Source organism: Streptomyces sp. NPDC090088, assembly GCF_044747345.1.
In the GTDB taxonomy this organism is placed as follows: Bacteria; Actinomycetota; Actinomycetes; order Streptomycetales; family Streptomycetaceae; genus Streptomyces.
On record NZ_JBIVDZ010000001.1, the window covers coordinates 626,605 to 644,791 of the forward strand.

Sequence of the window (18,187 nt, forward strand, 5' to 3'; positions counted from 1 at the left end):
CGAGATGATCTCCTCTCGTGCGGCGGATCGTTGGTATAGAGGCATAAGCTCGCACAAAACGAGCTCTGCTTCCCCAACCCCCCATAAAACCAAGCTCGCCCAAGTTCCTATTGAGGAAGGCACGGCCGCCGCACGTGAGGGACACGAAAGAGAGCCGGCTGCTCCTGGTGCTGCTGATCGCCATCGCGTTCGCACTGATCACGGTGGACATCCGAGGTGGCAGGAACTCCCCGGTCGACGGTGCCCGGCAGGCCGCGGCAGCGGTCTTCGGCCCGATCGAGAACGGCATGTCGACGGTGGTGGACCCGGTGGGCAACGCCGTCTCCGCCGTCCGTGACTCCGGCGAACGCCACGACCGGCTGGCCCGCCTGGAGAAGCAGAACGCGACCCTCAAGGCGCGGCTCGGCAGCAGCGACCGCAACCGCAGCCGCCTGGCGCAGCTCGACAAGATGCTGAACATCGCCGCCGAGGGCCAGTACGGCATCAAGGGCGCCCAGGTCATCGCCATAGGGTCGGCGCAGGGCTTCTCCTGGACCATCACCATCGACGTCGGCTACAACGACGGCATCAAACGCGACATGACCGTCCTCAACGGCAGCGGTCTCGTCGGCCGCGTCACCACCGTCGGCCCGGACGCCTCCACCGTGCTGCTCGCCAACGACCCCGACTTCACCGTCGGCACCCGCATGGAGGGCAGCGACGAACTCGGCTTCGCCTCCGGGCAGGGCGACCGCCCGCTGCGCGTCGAACTCCTCAACGGCAAGGCCGAGGTGAAGAAGGGCGACCGGCTCGTCACCTTCGGCTCCCAGGGCGACAAGCCCTTCGTGCCGGGCGTCCCGGTCGGCCGGGTCGCCTCCGTCGACCCGTCCAACGGTGGCCTCACCCGCACCCTGTACGTCACGCCGTTCGTGTCCTTCACCAAGCTCGACATCGTCGGCGTGGTCGTCGAGGCACCGAAGAAGGACCCACGCGACGAGGTGCTCCCGGCCAAGCCGAAGCCGACCCCGACCCCGACGGTGACCGTCACGGTCACCCCGTCCGCGAACGCGAGCACGGGCACGGACACCACCGACCAGCAGCAGTAGGAGCTGAATCCCCCATGCGTGTCAACCGGATCCTGCTCTCCACCGCCCTGGTCGTCGTCGCCCTGGTGATCCAGGTCAGCGTCCTCGCCCGCCTCCACCTCCCGGGCGCCGTCCCCGACCTGATGCTGCTCACCGTCCTCGGCCTCGCCATGGTCTACGGCCATGTGGGCGGCGCCCTCGTCGGCTTCGGCGCCGGACTGCTCGCCGACCTCGCCCCGCCCGCCGACCACGCGGCCGGCCGCTACGCCCTGGTGCTGTGCGTCGTCGGCTACTGCGCCGGGCTCATCAAGCCGGAGAACGGCCGCCTGAAGTCCGCGACCGGCCCGATGCTCGTGGTGGTCGCCGCCGCCGTCGGCTCCACCCTGCTCTACGCCGGTGTCGGCGCCCTCGTCGGCGACACCGCCGCCCGGCACGTCGGCATGACCAGCCTGCTGATCACGGCCGCCCTGTACGACCTGCTGCTCGCCCCGTTCGTGGTCCCCGGCGTCATGGCCCTGGCCCGCCGCGCCGACAACGACCCGCTCACCGAGGCCAACTCCGGCGGCAAGGCCGGTGACATCTCCTCCGGCTGGATCTCCTCCGGCACCGGGATGCGTATCGGCGGCCAGCGCGGCGGCCTCGGCGGCCTCAAGGCGAAGGCCCGCTCCCGCAACGTCCGCGTGGGCCGCATCAAGGGGGTCAAGCGCCTGTGAGCCCGGCGGAGTTGGGCAGCGGAGCCATTCACAGCTCCGTCGGATATGACACCCAGGTACAGCACGGAGAGGGGGAGGCAACCCAGTGACCAACATTCCCGAGACCGGTCGGACCCCACGGGTCCAGATCCGTCTCGTCGTCATCCAGATCCTGGTCCTCTCCCTGCTCGGCACCCTCGGCGGCCGGCTCTGGTACCTGCAGATCCGCGAGGGCGCCGAGTACCAGAAGGAAGCTTCCGGCAACCACGTCCAGCAGGTCGTCGAACCCGCCGTACGCGGCTCGATACTGGACGCGCGCGGAGTCCCCCTCGCCGACAACGAGACCCGGCTCGTCGTCTCCGCCTCCCGTACCGACCTGCTCAAGCAGAAGGACGACGGCAAGGCGGTCCTGACCAAGCTCGCGGGCGTCCTCGGGATGAAGCCCGAGGAGGTCATGCAGAAGGTCCGCCTCTGCGACTCCAAGACCCCCCAGCCCTGCTGGAACGGCTCGCCCTACCAGCCGATCCCGATCACCGACGAGGCCACCGCCAAGCAGGCCCTGCAGATCCGCGAGCGCGCCGAGGACTTCCCCGGCATCACCGCCGAGCCCGAGGCCGTGCGCCGCTACCCGGCCCCCGGCAAGTCCAACACCGCCCAGGTCCTCGGCTACCTCTCCCCGGTCACCGACGACGAGATCGAGCAGGCCAAGGACAGCAGCTCGCCCTACCTGCGCTCCGACATGGTCGGCCGGTCCGGCCTGGAGCGCGAGTACGACAAGGAGCTGCGCGGCAAGGCCGGCGTCACCCGCTACGAGGTCGACAACCTCGGCCGGGTCATCGGCAAGGCCAAGTCGGACGCCGCCGAGCCCGGTTCGAACCTGGTCACCAGCATCGACTCCCGCGTCCAGCGGGTCGCCGAGTACGAGCTGGACAAGGCGATGAAGACCGCCCGCAAGCAGTACGACAAGATCACCCAGGAGAACTACAAGGCCGACTCCGGCGCCGTCGTCGTCATGGAGGCCAAGACCGGCCGGATCGTCGCCATGGCCTCCGCGCCGAACTACGACCCGAACGTCTGGGTCGGCGGCATCTCCGCCAAGGACTACAAGGCCCTCACCGGCAAGGACTCCGACTACCCGCTGCTCAACCGGGCCATACAGGGTCAGGCGGCGCCCGGTTCGACGTTCAAGGTGGTCTCCACGGCCGCCGCGGTCCAGGCCGGCTACGTCTGGGACGGCGGCTACCCCTGCACCAGCTCGTACTCAGTCGGCGGCCAGGTCTTCAAGAACTTCGAGGGCGAGAACTTCGGCCCGATCTCCCTCGGCCGGGCGCTGGAAGTCTCCTGCGACACCGTCTTCTACGGCCTCGCCGACCGCGAGTGGAAGAAGGACGGCGGCATCAACCCGAAGAAGGGCGAGCCGAAGGACTGGTTCTTCAAGACCGCCCACCAGTTCGGCCTCGGCAAGGAGACCGGCGTCGACCTCCCCAACGAGGTCACCGGCCGCGTCCCCGACCGTCAGTGGAAGCTCGACTACTGGAAGGCCAACAAGGACGCCTGGTGCAAGTCCGGCAAGAAGGACGGCACCTACGTCGAGAAGATCGAGTACGAGAACTGCCTCGAAGGCAACAAGATGCGCGAGGGTGACGAGATCAACTACTCGATCGGCCAGGGCGACACCCTCGTCACGCCGATCCAGGAGGCGATGATCTACAGCGCCGTCGCCAACGGCGGCACCGAGTACCAGCCGACCATCGGCAAGGCGATCATCAGCGCCGACGGCAAGAGCGTCCAGGAGATCAAGCCCAAGGCGCTGCGCAAGCTGCCCGTCAGCCAGGCCACCCTCAAGGGCATGGACGACGCCTTCGCGGGCGTCATCACCCGCGGTACCGCCGCCTGGAAGTTCGGCGGCTGGCCGCAGGACAAGATCGCCCTGCACGGCAAGACCGGTACCGCCGAGGTCTACGGCAAGCAGACCACGTCGTGGCTGGCCACCTACACCAAGGACTACACGGTCATCATGACCATCGCCCAGGCCGGTACCGGTTCCGGTGCCTCCGGTGAGGCGGTCCGCAACATCTACAGCGCGCTCTACGGCGTCGGCGCGGACGGCTCCGTCGACAAGTCCAAGGCGCTGCTCTACAGCCCGCAGCAGGGCCTGCCCAAGGTCCGCACGGACGGCACCATCGCCTCCCCGAAGGTCTCCAAGGACCCGGCGAAGGACTTCCAGGCCTCCCAGCAGAGCGACAAGCAGGACGACGGCCAGACCCCGGCCGCGACCACGGCCTCACCGTCGACGGGCAACCGCACCACGCGAAGGCGGCCGCGCAGGAGGGGAAGCCGGAGGATGCTCACATGACCGGCGTCAACAGCTTCTCCGTCTCCGGCTACGGCCCGGCCCGGGCCGGCTGGACCCGGCTCTTCGCCCGGGACTCGCTCACCCGCCGCCTGGACTGGCCGATGCTGCTGGCCGCCCTCGCGCTGTCCCTGCTCGGCTCGATACTGGTCTACTCGGCGACCCGCAACCGCACCGAGATCAACCAGGGGGACCAGTACTACTTCCTGGTCCGGCACCTGATGAACATGGGCATCGGGCTCGCCCTGATGATCGGCACGGTCTGGGTCGGCCACCGCCAGCTGCGCAACGCGGTGCCGATCCTCTACGGCCTCTCGGTGCTCGGCATCCTCGCGGTGCTCACCCCGCTGGGCGCCACCATCAACGGCAGCCGCAACTGGATCGTCTTCGGCGGCGGCTTCTCGCTGCAGCCCGCCGAGTTCGTGAAGATCACGATCATCCTGGGCATGGCGATGATACTGGCGGCCCGGGTGGACGCCGGTGACAAGCCGTACCCGGACCATCGCACCGTCCTGCAGTCCCTGGGCCTGGCCACCGTCCCGATCCTGATCGTGCTGCTCATGCCCGACCTCGGCACGGTCCTGGTCATGGTGACCATCATCCTCGGCGTGCTGCTCGCCTCCGGCGCCTCCAACCGCTGGGTCTTCGGCCTGCTCGCCGCCGGTGTGATCGGCTGTGTCGCCATCTGGCAGCTGCACATCCTGGACGAGTACCAGATCGCCCGCTTCGCCGCCTTCGCCAACCCGAGCCTCGACCCAGCCGGCGTCGGCTACAACACCAACCAGGCGCGGATCGCGATCGGTTCCGGCGGCCTGACCGGCGCCGGCCTCTTCCACGGCTCGCAGACCACCGGCCAGTTCGTCCCGGAGCAGCAGACCGACTTCGTCTTCACGGTCGCGGGGGAGGAGCTGGGCTTCCTCGGCGCCGGCCTGATCATCGTGCTGCTCGGCGTCGTCCTGTGGCGGGCCTGCCGGATCGCCCGCGAGACGACCGAGCTGTACGGCACGATCGTGGCGGCGGGCATCGTGGCCTGGTTCGCGTTCCAGGCGTTCGAGAACATCGGCATGACCCTCGGCATCATGCCGGTCACCGGCCTGCCGCTGCCGTTCGTGTCGTACGGCGGCTCGTCGATGTTCGCCGTGTGGGTGGCCGTGGGGCTGCTGCAGTCGATCAGAGTGCAGCGCCCGATGTCGGCATAGCGGGACAACCGGTATATCGGGACAGAACGGGAGAGGTGGGCAGATCGTTCGCGATGTGTTCACCTCTCCCTCATTTTGTTTTTTCCTCTGATTTACCCACCTTGGCTTCTGGCTCTTGTAGGGCGCGCCCACTAGATTCGGTTCATGGCGGATACGAAGCGTGAAATCGAGCGCAAGTATGAGTCCGATGACAGTGGGCTGCCCGACCTGACCGGTGTCGCCGGCGTGGCGAACGTCCTGGACAAGGGCACCGCCGAACTCGACGCGACCTACCACGACACCTCCGACCTGCGCCTGGCCTCGGCCAGAGTCACCCTGCGGCACCGCACCGGCGGCAGCGACGCGGGCTGGCACCTCAAGCTCCCCGTGGCCCCGGGCATCCGCGACGAGATCCACGCCCCGCTCTCCGACACCCTCCCCGGCGAACTGGCCGGCCTGACCCGCTCCCGGGTCCGCGAGGGCAGCCTCGTCCCCGTCGTCCGGCTGCGTACCGCCCGCGACGTCCAGCACCTCGTCGACGCCGACGGCACCCTGCTCGCCGAGGTCAGCGTGGACCGCGTCCGCGCCGAACGGCTCTTCGGCGGCTCCGGCAAGGCCCAGTGGACCGAGATCGAGGTGGAACTGGCCGACGGCGGCGACCCCGCCTTCCTCGACAAGGTCGAGAAACGCCTCGGCAAGGCCGGCGTCCGGCCCTCGAAATCCCCCTCGAAGCTCGCCCGGGCCCTGTCCGAGACCAAGGGCGCCAAGCCGCGGACCGGGCAGCCGGAGCCCGCCGAGCCCGTCACCGCCGGCGACCACGTCATGGCCTACGTCCGCGCCCAGCGGGACGCGATCGTCGAGCTCGACCCCGCCGTACGCCTGGACACCGAGGAGGGCGTGCACGACATGCGCGTGGCCACCCGCCGGCTGCGCAGCACCTTCCGCACCTTCGGCAAGGTCCTCGACCGGAAGGTCACCGACCCGATCGCCGACGAGCTGAAATGGCTCGCCGGCGAGCTGGGCCTGGGCCGCGACCAGGAGGTCCTGGCCGAACGGCTGCTGACGGCCCTGGCCGAGGTACCCGCCGCCCTCGTGCACGGCCCCGTCCACGACCGGCTGCGCGACTGGGCCGAGGCCGGCGAGCGCGGCTCCCGGAGCCGGCTGCTGGGCGTCCTGGACTCCGAGCGCTACCTGACCCTGCTCGACACCCTGGACGCCCTGGCCGCCGACCCGCCCCTGCTGAAGGCGGCCGCCGGAGACCCGGAGAAGGTGCTCACCCAGGCCGTCCGCAAGGACTTCGCCAAGGTCACCGACCTGATCGAGACGGGCATGGCCCAGCCCCCCGGCCGTGAACGCGACCTCGGCCTGCACGAGGCCCGCAAGAAGGCCAAGCGCACCCGCTACGCGGCCGAGGCGGCCCGCCCCGCCCTCGGCGGCCCGGCGAAGACCCTCCTGAAGTCGATGAAGTCCCTCCAGACCCTGATCGGCGAGCACCAGGACAGCGTGATGGCCCGCGAGACCCTCGGCGAGCTGTCCGCGGTGGCCCACGCGGCCGGGGAGAGCGCGTTCACCTACGGGCTGCTGTACGGCCGCGAGGAACAGCGGGCGACCGCGGTGGAGGCCGAGGTGCCGAAGGCCTGGAAGGACGTCAAGGACGAGGCGCCGGTGTGATCGACGGGTACGGGGGAGTCCGCCGGGCGGGTTAGGCTTGATGGTCACCTCCCCAGCTTCCGGCCGGGGCGCCCCAGTCCGCTCACCGAAGGTCCGCGAGATGCCTGCCGAAGCCGCCGCCCAGGTCGCCGAGTCTGTGTTCCCGCAGCTCGAAGCCCTGCTCCCGCATGTGCAGAAGCCGATCCAGTACGTCGGCGGTGAGCTCAACTCCACGGTCAAGCCGTGGGAGACCTGCGACGTCCGCTGGGCGCTCATGTACCCGGACGCCTACGAGGTCGGCCTGCCCAACCAGGGCGTCATGATCCTCTACGAGGTGCTCAACGAGCAGGAGGGCGTCCTCGCCGAGCGCACGTACAGCGTGTGGCCGGACCTGGAGGCGCTGATGCGCGAGCACCGCGTCCCCCAGTTCACGGTGGACAGCCACCGCCCGGTGAAGGCCTTCGACGTGTTCGGCCTGTCCTTCTCCACGGAGCTGGGCTACACGAACATGCTCACGGCGCTCGACCTGGCGGGCATCCCCCTGGAGTCCAAGGACCGCACCCTCGACGACCCGATCGTCCTCGCGGGCGGCCACGCGGCCTTCAACCCCGAGCCGATCGCGGACTTCATCGACGCGGCGATCATCGGCGACGGCGAGCAGGCCGTCCTCGACATGACGAGGATCATCCGCGACTGGAAGTCGGAGGGCCGCCCCGGCGGCCGCGAGGAGGTCCTCCTCCGCCTGGCGAAGACCGGCTCGGTCTACATCCCGGCCTTCTACGACGTCGAGTACCTCCCCGACGGCCGTATCGCCCGCGTGGTCCCCAACAAGTCGGGCGTCCCCTGGCGCGTCTCCAAGCACACCGTCATGGACCTCGACGAGTGGCCCTACCCCAAGCAGCCCCTCGTCCCGCTCGCCGAGACGGTCCACGAGCGCATGTCCGTCGAGATCTTCCGCGGCTGCACGCGCGGCTGCCGCTTCTGCCAGGCCGGCATGATCACCCGCCCGGTGCGCGAGCGCTCGATCACCGGCATCGGCGACATGGTGGAGAAGGGCCTCAAGGCGACCGGCTTCGAGGAGGTCGGCCTGCTCTCCCTGTCCTCGGCCGACCACTCGGAGATCGGCGACATCGCCAAGGGCCTGGCCGACCGCTACACCGAGGACAAGATCGGCCTGTCCCTCCCCTCCACCCGCGTCGACGCCTTCAACATCGACCTGGCGAACGAACTGACGAGGAACGGCCGCCGCTCGGGCCTCACCTTCGCCCCGGAGGGCGGCTCGGAACGCATCCGCAAGGTCATCAACAAGATGGTCTCCGAGGACGACCTCATCCGTACGGTCTCGACGGCCTACGGCAACGGCTGGCGCCAGGTGAAGCTGTACTTCATGTGCGGCCTGCCCACCGAGACCGACGACGACGTCCTCCAGATCGCCGACATGGCGACCAAGGTCATCGCCAAGGGCCGCGAGGTCTCCCGCTCCAACGACATCCGCTGCACCGTCTCCATCGGCGGCTTCGTCCCCAAGCCCCACACCCCCTTCCAGTGGGCCCCGCAGCTCTCCGCCGAGGAGACGGACGCCCGCCTGGAGAAGCTCCGCGACAAGATCCGCGGCGACAAGAAGTACGGCCGCTCCATCGGCTTCCGCTACCACGACGGCAAGCCCGGCATCGTGGAGGGCCTCCTGTCCCGCGGCGACCGCCGCATCGGCGCCGTCATCCGCGCCGTCTACGAGGACGGCGGCCGCTTCGACGGCTGGCGCGAGCACTTCTCCTACGACCGCTGGATGGCCTGCGCCGACAAGGCCCTCGCCCCCGCCGGCGTCGACGTCGACTGGTACACCACCCGCGAGCGCACCTACGAGGAGGTCCTCCCCTGGGACCACCTCGACTCCGGCCTCGACAAGGACTGGCTCTGGGAGGACTGGCAGGACGCCCTCGACGAGACCGAGGTCGAGGACTGCCGCTGGACCCCGTGCTTCGACTGCGGCGTGTGCCCGCAGATGGACACCCACATCCAGATCGGCCCGACCGGGAAGAAGCTGCTGCCGTTGACCGTGGTGAACAAGTAGTCCGACCGGGCCCTGTGGGAACGCCCGCAGGGCCCAGCGGCTACGGGATGAGCACGATCCTGCCGAACACCTCGCCCGCGTCCATCTTGCGGTGCGCCAGTACGGCCTGTTCCAACGGCAACAACTCGTGCACCACCGTGTGGAGTTCACCGCGACCCGCCGCGGCGAACTGTTCGGTCCGAACGGCATGTCGCTCGGGTGCGCTCACGGTGTCGGCGCTGAACGTCGCGAACGACATGGACTTCCGGAACGCCGCCATCATGGTCATGCCGAAGTCGGCCGGCGGCGGTCCGCCGACCATGCCGACGGCCACCATGCGGCCGTTCGGATTGAGCTTCTCGAAGAACGAGGGCATGTCCGTACCCGCGACGATGTCGATGATGACGTCGTAGCCGGCGGGAGCGTCCTCGTCGCCCGCGCCGGAACGGTCCAGGACGTGGGTCGCGCCGAGCTTGCGCAGCCGTTCGCCGCGCTCGGCCGACGAGGTGGTGACAGCCACCGCACCGGCACCGGAACCCGCCGCGAGCTGGACCGCCATGATCCCGATGCTGCCGGCCGCGCCGCGTACCAGCACCGACTCGCCGGGGCCGAAGCGGGCATGGGAGAGAGCGAAGCGGGCCACGACTCCGGAGCTTCCGAGTGTCACCGCGTCGGCGGCGGACAGGCCGGCGGGGAGGGGGAGGATCTCCCCGACCGGGGCGACGGCCTGTTCCGTGTAACCGCCGCCCACGCCCGTGAACGCCCACACGCGCCGACCGATCCACGACGTGTCGACCTCGTCGCCGACCGCCGTCACCGTGCCCGCCACCTCGCTGCCCGGTACATGGCCTTCCTTGAAGCCGTAGGTGGCCAGGGCACCGCTTCGGACCAGGGTGTCGACACCGCCGACGCCGATCGCCTCCGTGTCGATCAGCACATGTCCACGCGTGGGGACCGGGGTCGGAAGGTCGATGACCGCCAGACCTTCGGCGCTTCCGAACGTCTGGATCGTGACTGCTTTCAAGGCCGTCTCCTGCATCTGGGGCCGGTGGGGACGGAGCCGTCCGCCGGTCCCGGACGCTAACGGACGCCTGCGTCCGTTTCGCTAAAGTGAGAGCGGTGACCAACCGTTTGCCTCAGACCCTGCGCTCGGACGCCCAGGGCAACCGCGACCGCATCCTCGACGCGGCCCGCACGCTGTTCGCCGCGGAGGGGCTGAACGTGACGATGCGCGCGATCGCCCGGCGCGCCGAAGTGGGCCCCGCCACGCTGTACCGCCGGTTTCCGACCAAGCAGACGCTGGTCACCGAGGCGTTCATGGAGCAGATGCGGGCCTGTCACGCCATCGTCGACGAGGGGCTCGCCGATCCGGATCCGTGGCGCGGCTTCTGCCGTGTCATCGAGAGAACCTGTGAACTGCACGCCCTCAACCGGGGCTTCACGGACGTCTTCATGGTGACCTTCCCCGACGCGGTGGACTTCGCCGCGGACCGTGAGCACACGCTGAACTCGATCGCCGAACTCGCCCGTCGTGCTCAGAGCACCGGCCGGCTGCGCCCCGACTTCGTGCTGGACGACCTGATCCTCATGCTCATGGCCAACAGAGGCATCCACACCACATCCACGACCACCCGGGTCGCGGCCTCCCGTCGCTTCGCCGCGCTGGCGATCCAGGCGTTCCAGACCTCCCCGACGCACATGCCGCTGCCGCCGGTGACACGGTTGGCATCCGCAGCACCCCTCAAGAACGTCTAGGCCGTGAGGCCCTCGATCGCCACGGGGAGGTGGCGGGGGCCGCGCAGGACCGCGTTGGCGCGGTACGGCGGTGGGTCTTCCAGGAGGCCGGAGAACCTGACCCGGCGGAACAGCTCGGGTATGGCCGCGTGGAGTTCGATACGGGCGAGCGGCGCGCCGAAGCAGTAGTGGATGCCGGTGTAGAAGCCGAGGTGCTCGTTGTCCTTGCGGTCGGGGTCGAACCGGTCGGGGTCCAGGAAGCGCTGGGGGTCGCGGTTGGCCGCGGCCAGCATCAGCCAGACCGGCGAGCCCTCGGGGATCGTGGTGCCGGCGACGTCGATGTCGGCGAGGGCGGTGGTCCAGGGGACGAACTGCACCGGGGGCTCGTACCGCAGCACCTCCTCGATGAGCGGGACGGCCAGGTCCGGGTTCTGCTGGAACCGGTCGAGGACGTCGGGGTGCCGCAGCAGGGTGAGGGTCGTGTTGGTGATGGCGTTGACGGTGGTCTCGTGGCCGGCCACCAGCAGCAGCACCGCGGTGGCCTCCAGGTCCGCCGGTGTCATGTCGGGGGCGAGCGCGCTGAGGATCCCGGGGCCGGGGTGACGGCGTTTGGTCTCGATCAGGTCGGCCAGGTAGGCGCCCAGGTCCTGGCGTGCCTGCTGGGCCTTTTCCTGGCCGGTGCCGGCGTCGGCCTGGGGATCGACCCCGGACGCCAGGGCGTCGGCCCAGCCGTGGAACCGCGGTTCGTCCTCGCGCGGCACGCCGAGGACCTTGCAGATGGCGGTGACGGGAAGGGGATAGGAGAAGTCCTCGACGATGTCGACCTGGTCCTTGCCCTCGAAGGCGTCGAGCAGCCCGGTGACGACCTGGGCCAGCTCTCCGCGCAGACCGTCGAGGAACCGGGGGCTGTGCGGGGGACCGAACGGCCGGTTGATGGTGTCCCGCAGCCGGTCGTGCAGCGGCGGGTCGGTGAAGATGAAGCTCGGCGGCAGGCTGGTGTCCTCCGCGTCCGTGTTACGGGTGTGGCCGGCCGGACGGTTGCGGGTGTCGTTGCTCAGCCGCGGGTCGTTGGCCAGGCTCCGCACCTCGTGGTAGGTGCTGACCAGGTAGGTGCCGTCCTCCTCCCGTCTGACCGGCGTCTTGCGCAGTTCCGCGTAGAGCGGGTACGGGTCGGCCCGGTTGGCGTAGTCGGTGATCCGTGCCGAGATGCTGTCGGACGTCATGGTGGCTCCTGGGGCTCCGGGCGTGGCGGGACCGGCGATCAGGCATGCGACGGAACGAACTCGACACGCCGCTCGCTCGGGGAGTGACCCGTCAGCGTGACGGTGGGCCCGTGGGTGGGCAGATGGGGATCGGGGAAGGCCGGGTCGACCGCCTCCAGCGTCTCGGTACGGCGGTCGACCGTGTGGAACTGCGGCGGGAACGCCGCGCCCGACGCGATCTGCTCCTCGTAGAACCCCAGCCACTTGCCTCCGTCGAAGGACGCCGCCGCGATGACACGGCCCCGGTACCCGTACACCGCGACGAACCGCTCCTCGGTGAGCGTGCCCTGCGCCACGACCAGCTGGTCGCCCAGCGAGGGCACACCGACCGACTTGATGTTGACCCCGAACTGGGAGGACCAGAACATCGGCAGCCACAGATGCGGACGGCGCTCCGGACTCGCGCAGATCATGTTGTGGGCGGCGATCTCGGCCTGCTCGACCGCGTTGCCCCAGTGCTCCAGCGCCAGGAACTGGTAGTCGAACAGCGGATGGGGGCTGCGTGCCACGTCACCGGCGGCGTAGATGTCGTCGGTGACGATGCCGTTGACGTCGAACACCCGGCAGCCGGCGTCGCACGCGATCCCCCGGGGACCCGCGGCCAGCCCCGAGCCGGTGAGCCACTCCGTGTTCCGCATGGCACCCAGGGAGACGACCGCCACGTCCACGTCGATCGCCGAACCGTCCGACAGATGGGCCCGCTTGAGCCGCCCCACGTCGTCGCCCTCCAGGGCGGTGACGCTGATGCCGCAGCGCAGGTCGACGCCGTGCCGGCGCTGCAACCGGTCCGCGACCGCGCCGATCACCCCGCCGAGCGCCCCCACCAGCGGCGCCGGACCGCGTTCGGCGACCGTGACATCGACACCCAACTCCCGGCAGGCGGAGGCGACTTCGGAGCCCGTGAATCCGGCGCCGATCACCAGCACCCGGGACACGCCGCCGGTCAGCTTCCGGTGCAGGCGGGCCGAGTCGTCACGGGTCCGCAGCACGAACACCCCGTCCAGTGCGGCCTGTTCCGGGTGGAACCAGGGCCGGGCCCGGGTGCCGGTGGCGATCAGCAGACGGTCGTAGGGGACGGTGTCGCCGTTCGCCAGGCGTACCTGCCGGGCGTCCCGGTCCAGGCCCTCGGCGGCGACGCCCAGACGCCACTCGGCGTCGATCTCGCGCCGCCGCGGCAGCGCCGTGTCCTCGGGCCGGGCCCGCCCCAGCAGCGCCTGTTTCGACAGCGGCGGCCGGTCGTAGGGTTCGTACGGCTCGTCTCCGATCATGGTCAGCGATCCGGCGAAACCCTGTTCCCGCAGGGTCTCCGCCGCACGCAGACCGGCCAGCGAGGCGCCGACGACGACCACGCGGCCCTCACGCCGCAGGGTCTCGACGTCCGGGTCAGCCGACATGGGACTCGACCCGTTTCGTCGGCTCGTCGGAGTAGTCGACCAGGATGGCCTGGACCGGGCAGGCGGCAGCGGCCTTCTCCACCCGGTCACGGTGCTCCTCGTCGAAACGAGGAGAGAAGAGCAGTGCTTCCTCGCCGTGCAGGGCGAAGACGTCCGGTCGATCTCAACCGGTGCCAGGGATACGCGCAGTGTGTTTTCCTCGCCCTGACAAGCCTCATCTGGAACCCGCTCCCTGCTCGGGCCGCGGTCGCCCTGGTGCGCCGGGCTTCGCAGCCCTTGTGCTCGGTGTCCCCACGATCGGTCGGCATGCCTCCCCTCCAGGATCGGCTCCCCCGGGACCGCCCGCAAACCGGGAGCGGGGTGCTCGGGAGGCCGTGTCCCCTCGCCCCTCCTGCCGGGATCTATCCTTCAGCGATGGATCTGGGGACGCTGGTCAGCACGGTGACGGGAGCGGCCATCGGGGTGGGCGCCACCTCCCTGGCCGACTGGTCCAAGTGGCGCCGGGAGCAGGCCGAACGCCGTACCGCCGTCAAGCGCGAGCTGTACGCGGCGTACCTCGCGGCCGTCGCGCGCAGCTGGAACGACATGAGGGCCGTGGTCGTCAACGGCACGGAACCCTGGCCGGAGCGGGCGAGCCTGGCGGGAGACGTCTACCGCAGCGGCGGCGTGTACGAGCTGCGCTACCAGATCTCCATCACCGCTCCACCGGACATAGTCGCCCTCTCCGACCAGGTCATGCGCGGTATGCGCGACCTCGTGCGCAGACTGGAGGAAGGCGAGACCTTCAGCGACTGGACCGAACTCAGGAACGCGAACCGGCCCTGGTTCGACGCCTTCGACACCATGCGCGGCAGGATGCGCCTGGACCTCGACGACACCTCCCGGCCGCTCCCGCCCGACACCCGCTGAACAGCCGGGGCTACGGCCGGAGCACGATCTTGCCGTGGGTGTGCCCGCGCTCCAGCTCCCGGAACGCCTCGCGGACCTGGGCCAGGGGGTAGGCGCGGGCGACCGGGACTTCCAGCTCCCCGCGCGCGGCGAGCCGGGCGAGTTCGCCGACCACGACCGCGCAGGCGGCCGAGCCCTCACCGTAGGTCCGTGCGCCGATCTTCGCCGCGGCCTGCCAGTCGCGGATCGTGTTGATGCGCTCGGGGCGCACGCCCAGCTCCACGGCCAGCTCCACGTAGCCGTCGCCGAAGGTGTCGACGAACGCGTCGACGTCCCCGCCGGCCGCCTGCCGGATCCGGTCCGCGACACCCTCTCCGTAGGCGACCGGGACGATCCCGCGGTCCTTGAGCCACGGGTGGTTGCGCTCGCTCGCCAGCCCGATCACCGTGGCGCCGCGCCGCCGCGCGAGCTGCACGGCGAGCGACCCGACACCACCGGCCGCTCCGGACACCACGACCGTGTCGGACGGGCCGGGGTCCACCGCGAACACGCAGGCGTAGGCGGTCGTACCGGCCACGTACAGGGAGCCGGCCACCTCCCAGGACAGGCCCCGGGGGCGGGCGACCACGTGCACGTCGTCGGCCACGACGAACTCCGCGTGGCTCGCCCTGGCGTGGGTGAAGCCCAGCACCTCGTCGCCCACCGCGAAGCCGCGCACCTCGGGGCCCGTCTCCACCACCACACCGGCCAGGTCGCTGCCCTGCCCGGAGGGGAACGCCGCCGGCCAGCGTCCGTGCCGCGCGCCCTCGCGGATCATCACCTCACCGGGCTGGATCCCGGCCGCGCGGACCTCGACCAGCAGCTGCCCGGGGCCGGGCACCGGCCGTTCCACCTCCTCCACCCGCAGCACATCGATCCCGCCGTACGTGTGGAACCGCACCGCCTTCATCGCGTGATCACCGCACTTCCTCGCTCGGGTCGTGCCCGGACGGCCGGACGCCGACCGCGCCGTGCCGCGCGTTCAACGGCCCCGGTGCGGAGTCGTATTCCCGGCCGGGTGGTCTCAACGAAGTTGTAGCGGTGGCCAGTTGGCGGGCGTGTTCGCGGTCGTGTCAGCCGCGCAGTGCGGCCGCGCCCGCGTCGACGGCGCGCAGGGCGCGGGCGACCGTCTCCTCGTTCTCGCCGACCGGGGCCACGTAGTCGAGGACCGCGCGGGCGGCGTCCTCGCCGAGGGCACGGGTGATCACCCAGGTGGCGAGGTACTGGGACGCCAGGCAACCGCCGGCCGTGGCGATGTTCCCCTCGGCGTGGAACGGCGTGTCCAGGACGGTGACACCACAGGCTTCGACGAAGGGCCGGCTCCTGCGGTCCGTGCAGGCGGGCATGCCGGCCAGCAGCCCGAGCCGGGCGAGCACCAGCGCGCCGGAGCACTGCGCGCCGATCAGCTGCCGGTCCGGGTCGAGCCGCAGCCGGGAGATCAGCCGGTCGTCGGCCACCACGTCCCGCGTCCTCACCCCGCTGCCGACCAGCACCACGTCGGCCTCGGCCGCGAACTCCATCGGGCGCTGCCCGGTCACCGGCACGCCGTTCATCGAGGTGACCACCGGTGCGGGGGTCGTGATGAAGGCCTCAAGACCGTCCTTCCGGCACCGGTTGATCAGCGCGGAGGCGATGAAGCTGTCGAGTTCGTTGAATCCGTCGAAGGTGAGCACCGCCACCTGCATGGCATCTCCTCGGGGCACGGCACGGATGATGCGGATGCCGAGTCTCTCAGGAGAGCCGCGCCGGGGTCGCGGGCCAATCGCCGACCGGTGGCCGGTACCGGCCGGTCAGCCGGTCAGCTGGTCAGTGGGTCAGTGGGTCAGTGGGTCAGCCTTCGGTGTCCTGCTGGGCGAAGTACTCCCGCAGCCGGTCGAGGAGGGCCGCGAACGCGGGGGACATGGTGGTGTCCGACCGGGTGAGGACGGTCGTACGGCCGCCGTCCTCCACCGTGATCGTGTAGCTCATGGCGTCCGGGGCCCCGCCGGGCGGCTCCGGTGCCGAGGCCTCCGGGACGGCCGCCGCCACCAGCCGGGCGACCTGCGCGGCGGCTTCCTCGGGCAGGTTGCCGGTGTCCAGCACCTGGGGCGGGAGGCGGAGGTTGATCGCCGCCGCCTGCCCGCCGTGCGTCTCCAGGGTGACCTTCATCGTCGTCGGGCCGCCCGCTTCGGCGGCCGGTGCGCGCCGCCGGTCCTCACCTGCCCGCCTTCAGCGCGGTGACGTCCTTGGCCAGACCGGTCACCTGGACGGACAGGGCGCCGATCTGCTTGCTCAGGGCCGCCAGGCCGTCCTCCCGGCCGACAAGCCCGTCGCGGCCGTCAAGGCCGTCATGGCCGTTGCGGCCGGCCGCGAGGCTGCGGGCCCGGGCGACCCCGGTGGGGATCCCGCTGATCTGGACGCCCACGCCCTGCCAGGCCGCCAGCACGGCCAGCTGCTCGGGGCTGCCGGCTCCGAACAGTTCCTCGGCCTTCTGGTAGGTGGTGTCCGCGAAGTCCTGGAACTGTGTCTCGGCGCTGGACGCCTTGAGCGACTCGTACCAGATGAGCCCGGGCGACTCCCAGGCGAATCCGCCGATGCCCGTGGCCGTCAGGTAGAACGCCCGGTTGGGAATGCCGGAGTTGATGTGCACCCCGCCGAAGTCGCCGTTGTCGCTGTCCGGCAGGTTGACGTACTTGCTCATGTGGTCCGGCTGGGGGTCCTTGCCGAACAGCGCGTTGTCGTACGCCTGTCCCGGGGCCTTCATCGACCGCAGGGCGTCGGCCTCGATCCCCGGGGTGAAGACCTCGGGGCCGATCAGCCAGTCCGCCTCGTCGACGGACTGCTTCTTCGACCATTGCTTGACGAGTGATCCGAAGACATCCGAAACGGATTCGTTCAGGGCGCCGGACTGGTTGTGGTAGGCGAGTCCGGCCGTGTTCTCGGTGACTCCGTGCGTCAGTTCGTGGGCGATGACGTCGACGGATGCGGTGAAGTCGGTGAATATCTTTCCGTCGCCGTCTCCGAAGACCATCTGCCGTCCGTCCCAGAACGCGTTGTTGTAGTGCGAGCTGAAGTGGACGTAGCCGTCCAGGCGCATGCCCTGGTCGTCGATCGAGTCGCGGCTGAACACGTCGTGGTAGAAGTCGCGGGTCGCGCCCAGTCCGTCGAACGCGCGGTTGACGGACTCGTCGGCGGACGGCGGTCCGTCCTCCGACCGGGCCGTCTCGGCCAGGGAGAGCATGCGGCCGTGCTGGCAGTCGAAGACGGTCCGCCGGCCGTTGCCGGGGGCGGCGGCGCCGGCGAAGGTCGCCCGTACCGTTCGTTCGCCCCGCAGGGACGCGGTGGTCAGCAGGGTGGCCAAGGCGGCCTTGTGCACCTCGCTGTCGTCGCTTCTCAGCAGCTTTTCGAGAAGGTGCGGGGGAATGATGCAGTTCGGGCGGCAGGTCCTGGTCATGGGATACCTCGGTGCGGGAAGAGCGGCGGCAAAGGCCTTGCTCGTCAGAGCGGCGCGCGCCGGAGGTGCCGATCGCCGAGAGAAACGGTGCCGCTGTGACCGGACGATCGCGTCCGACGCGCGGGACGGCTCCTGCGTGCGGGCGGGGAGCCCGCGGACCTGCAGGGCAAGCCGTGTGGCGAGCGGCTCGCCTTCCCGGCGTCGTACACGGGACTTCCCGGCGTCGTACACAGGACGGGGGAGTCGTGTGCACGGCTGAGGAGGCGGAAACCGCTTCTGCCTCCATTGTCCGCTCGATTCCGGCGGCCCGCACCCCGGGCGGGGTCTGACGTCCGGTCAGTGGGCGAACCACCCGTCAAGGGTGAGGTCGGCGGCACGGCCCCACCGGATGCTGTCGAGCAGGCCGTACTGACCCGGCGGACGGCGGAAGAAGCGGACGGCGGACGGCGG

General features: G+C 70.4%; 16 protein-coding genes. 8 read left to right on the top strand and 8 right to left on the bottom strand.

Translation table 11 applies throughout. The annotated features are described in order from the left end of the window. The first annotated feature begins 134 nt into the window (after positions 1-134). From mreC to ACIPSJ_RS02930, 6 genes are all read left to right on the top strand, one after another. Entirely contained in the window at positions 135-1,085 is a 951-nt protein-coding gene (mreC, locus tag ACIPSJ_RS02905; protein WP_355722283.1) for a rod shape-determining protein MreC, read from the top strand. A 14-nt stretch (positions 1,086-1,099) separates the two neighbouring features. Then, positions 1,100-1,777, top strand: coding sequence for a rod shape-determining protein MreD (gene mreD / locus ACIPSJ_RS02910; protein WP_355722285.1), 678 nt, complete (start codon positions 1,100-1,102; stop codon positions 1,775-1,777). Between the two features lie 85 nt (positions 1,778-1,862). Then, positions 1,863-4,112, top strand: coding sequence for a penicillin-binding protein 2 (mrdA, locus tag ACIPSJ_RS02915; protein ID WP_359221185.1), 2,250 nt, complete (start codon positions 1,863-1,865; stop codon positions 4,110-4,112). Beyond that, entirely contained in the window at positions 4,109-5,308 is a 1,200-nt protein-coding gene (gene rodA, locus ACIPSJ_RS02920) for a rod shape-determining protein RodA (protein ID WP_359221182.1), read from the top strand. Before mrdA ends, rodA begins: the two co-directional genes overlap by 4 nt. Positions 5,309-5,452: 144 nt before the next feature. Then, positions 5,453-6,958, top strand: coding sequence for a CHAD domain-containing protein (locus tag ACIPSJ_RS02925; RefSeq protein WP_401342960.1), 1,506 nt, complete (start codon positions 5,453-5,455; stop codon positions 6,956-6,958). Between the two features lie 100 nt (positions 6,959-7,058). After that, complete coding sequence (locus ACIPSJ_RS02930) at positions 7,059-9,008, top strand: TIGR03960 family B12-binding radical SAM protein (RefSeq protein WP_401342962.1); 1,950 nt, start codon at positions 7,059-7,061, stop codon at positions 9,006-9,008. Positions 9,009-9,048: 40 nt separating this feature from the next. Here the strand turns inward: ACIPSJ_RS02930 and ACIPSJ_RS02935 are convergent, their stop codons facing one another. Beyond that, complete coding sequence (locus tag ACIPSJ_RS02935) at positions 9,049-10,011, bottom strand: zinc-dependent alcohol dehydrogenase family protein (RefSeq protein ID WP_401342964.1); 963 nt, start codon at positions 10,009-10,011, stop codon at positions 9,049-9,051. Positions 10,012-10,106: 95 nt separating this feature from the next. Between ACIPSJ_RS02935 and ACIPSJ_RS02940 the strand changes: the two genes are divergently transcribed. After that, on the top strand, positions 10,107-10,742 hold the full coding sequence (locus ACIPSJ_RS02940; RefSeq protein ID WP_401342966.1) for a TetR/AcrR family transcriptional regulator: 636 nt from the start codon (positions 10,107-10,109) through the stop codon (positions 10,740-10,742). Here ACIPSJ_RS02940 and ACIPSJ_RS02945 read toward each other — a convergent pair. Genes ACIPSJ_RS02945 through ACIPSJ_RS02955 form a run of 3 tightly spaced genes read right to left on the bottom strand, consistent with a single transcriptional unit; the run spans position 10,739 to position 13,519 of the window. Beyond that, the gene (locus tag ACIPSJ_RS02945; RefSeq protein ID WP_401342968.1) at positions 10,739-11,944 is read right to left on the bottom strand and encodes a cytochrome P450; all 1,206 of its coding nucleotides are present in this window, start codon (positions 11,942-11,944) and stop codon (positions 10,739-10,741) included. The two genes, ACIPSJ_RS02940 and ACIPSJ_RS02945, sit on opposite strands and share 4 nt — an antisense overlap. 38 nt (positions 11,945-11,982) lie before the next feature. Next, on the bottom strand, positions 11,983-13,377 hold the full coding sequence (locus tag ACIPSJ_RS02950) for an NAD(P)/FAD-dependent oxidoreductase (RefSeq protein WP_401342970.1): 1,395 nt from the start codon (positions 13,375-13,377) through the stop codon (positions 11,983-11,985). Continuing rightward, positions 13,367-13,519, bottom strand: a complete 153-nt coding sequence (locus ACIPSJ_RS02955) for a ferredoxin (protein ID WP_401344546.1) — start codon at positions 13,517-13,519, stop codon at positions 13,367-13,369. Before ACIPSJ_RS02955 ends, ACIPSJ_RS02950 begins: the two co-directional genes overlap by 11 nt. 272 nt (positions 13,520-13,791) lie before the next feature. On the opposite strand from ACIPSJ_RS02955, the gene ACIPSJ_RS02960 reads away from it, so the two are divergent. Then, positions 13,792-14,286: a hypothetical protein gene (locus ACIPSJ_RS02960; protein ID WP_359221162.1), complete on the top strand. Its 495-nt coding sequence runs from the start codon at positions 13,792-13,794 to the stop codon at positions 14,284-14,286. A gap of 10 nt (positions 14,287-14,296) precedes the next feature. Here the strand turns inward: ACIPSJ_RS02960 and ACIPSJ_RS02965 are convergent, their stop codons facing one another. From ACIPSJ_RS02965 to ACIPSJ_RS02980, 4 genes are all read right to left on the bottom strand, one after another. Beyond that, complete coding sequence (locus ACIPSJ_RS02965) at positions 14,297-15,214, bottom strand: NADP-dependent oxidoreductase (protein WP_401342973.1); 918 nt, start codon at positions 15,212-15,214, stop codon at positions 14,297-14,299. A gap of 163 nt (positions 15,215-15,377) precedes the next feature. Further along, positions 15,378-15,989: a DJ-1/PfpI family protein gene (locus ACIPSJ_RS02970; RefSeq protein WP_401342975.1), complete on the bottom strand. Its 612-nt coding sequence runs from the start codon at positions 15,987-15,989 to the stop codon at positions 15,378-15,380. A 145-nt stretch (positions 15,990-16,134) separates the two neighbouring features. After that, the gene (locus ACIPSJ_RS02975) at positions 16,135-16,452 is read right to left on the bottom strand and encodes a protealysin inhibitor emfourin (RefSeq protein WP_401342977.1); all 318 of its coding nucleotides are present in this window, start codon (positions 16,450-16,452) and stop codon (positions 16,135-16,137) included. A 46-nt stretch (positions 16,453-16,498) separates the two neighbouring features. Beyond that, entirely contained in the window at positions 16,499-17,737 is a 1,239-nt protein-coding gene (locus ACIPSJ_RS02980) for a M4 family metallopeptidase (protein ID WP_359221151.1), read from the bottom strand. Positions 17,738-18,187 lie beyond the last annotated feature (450 nt).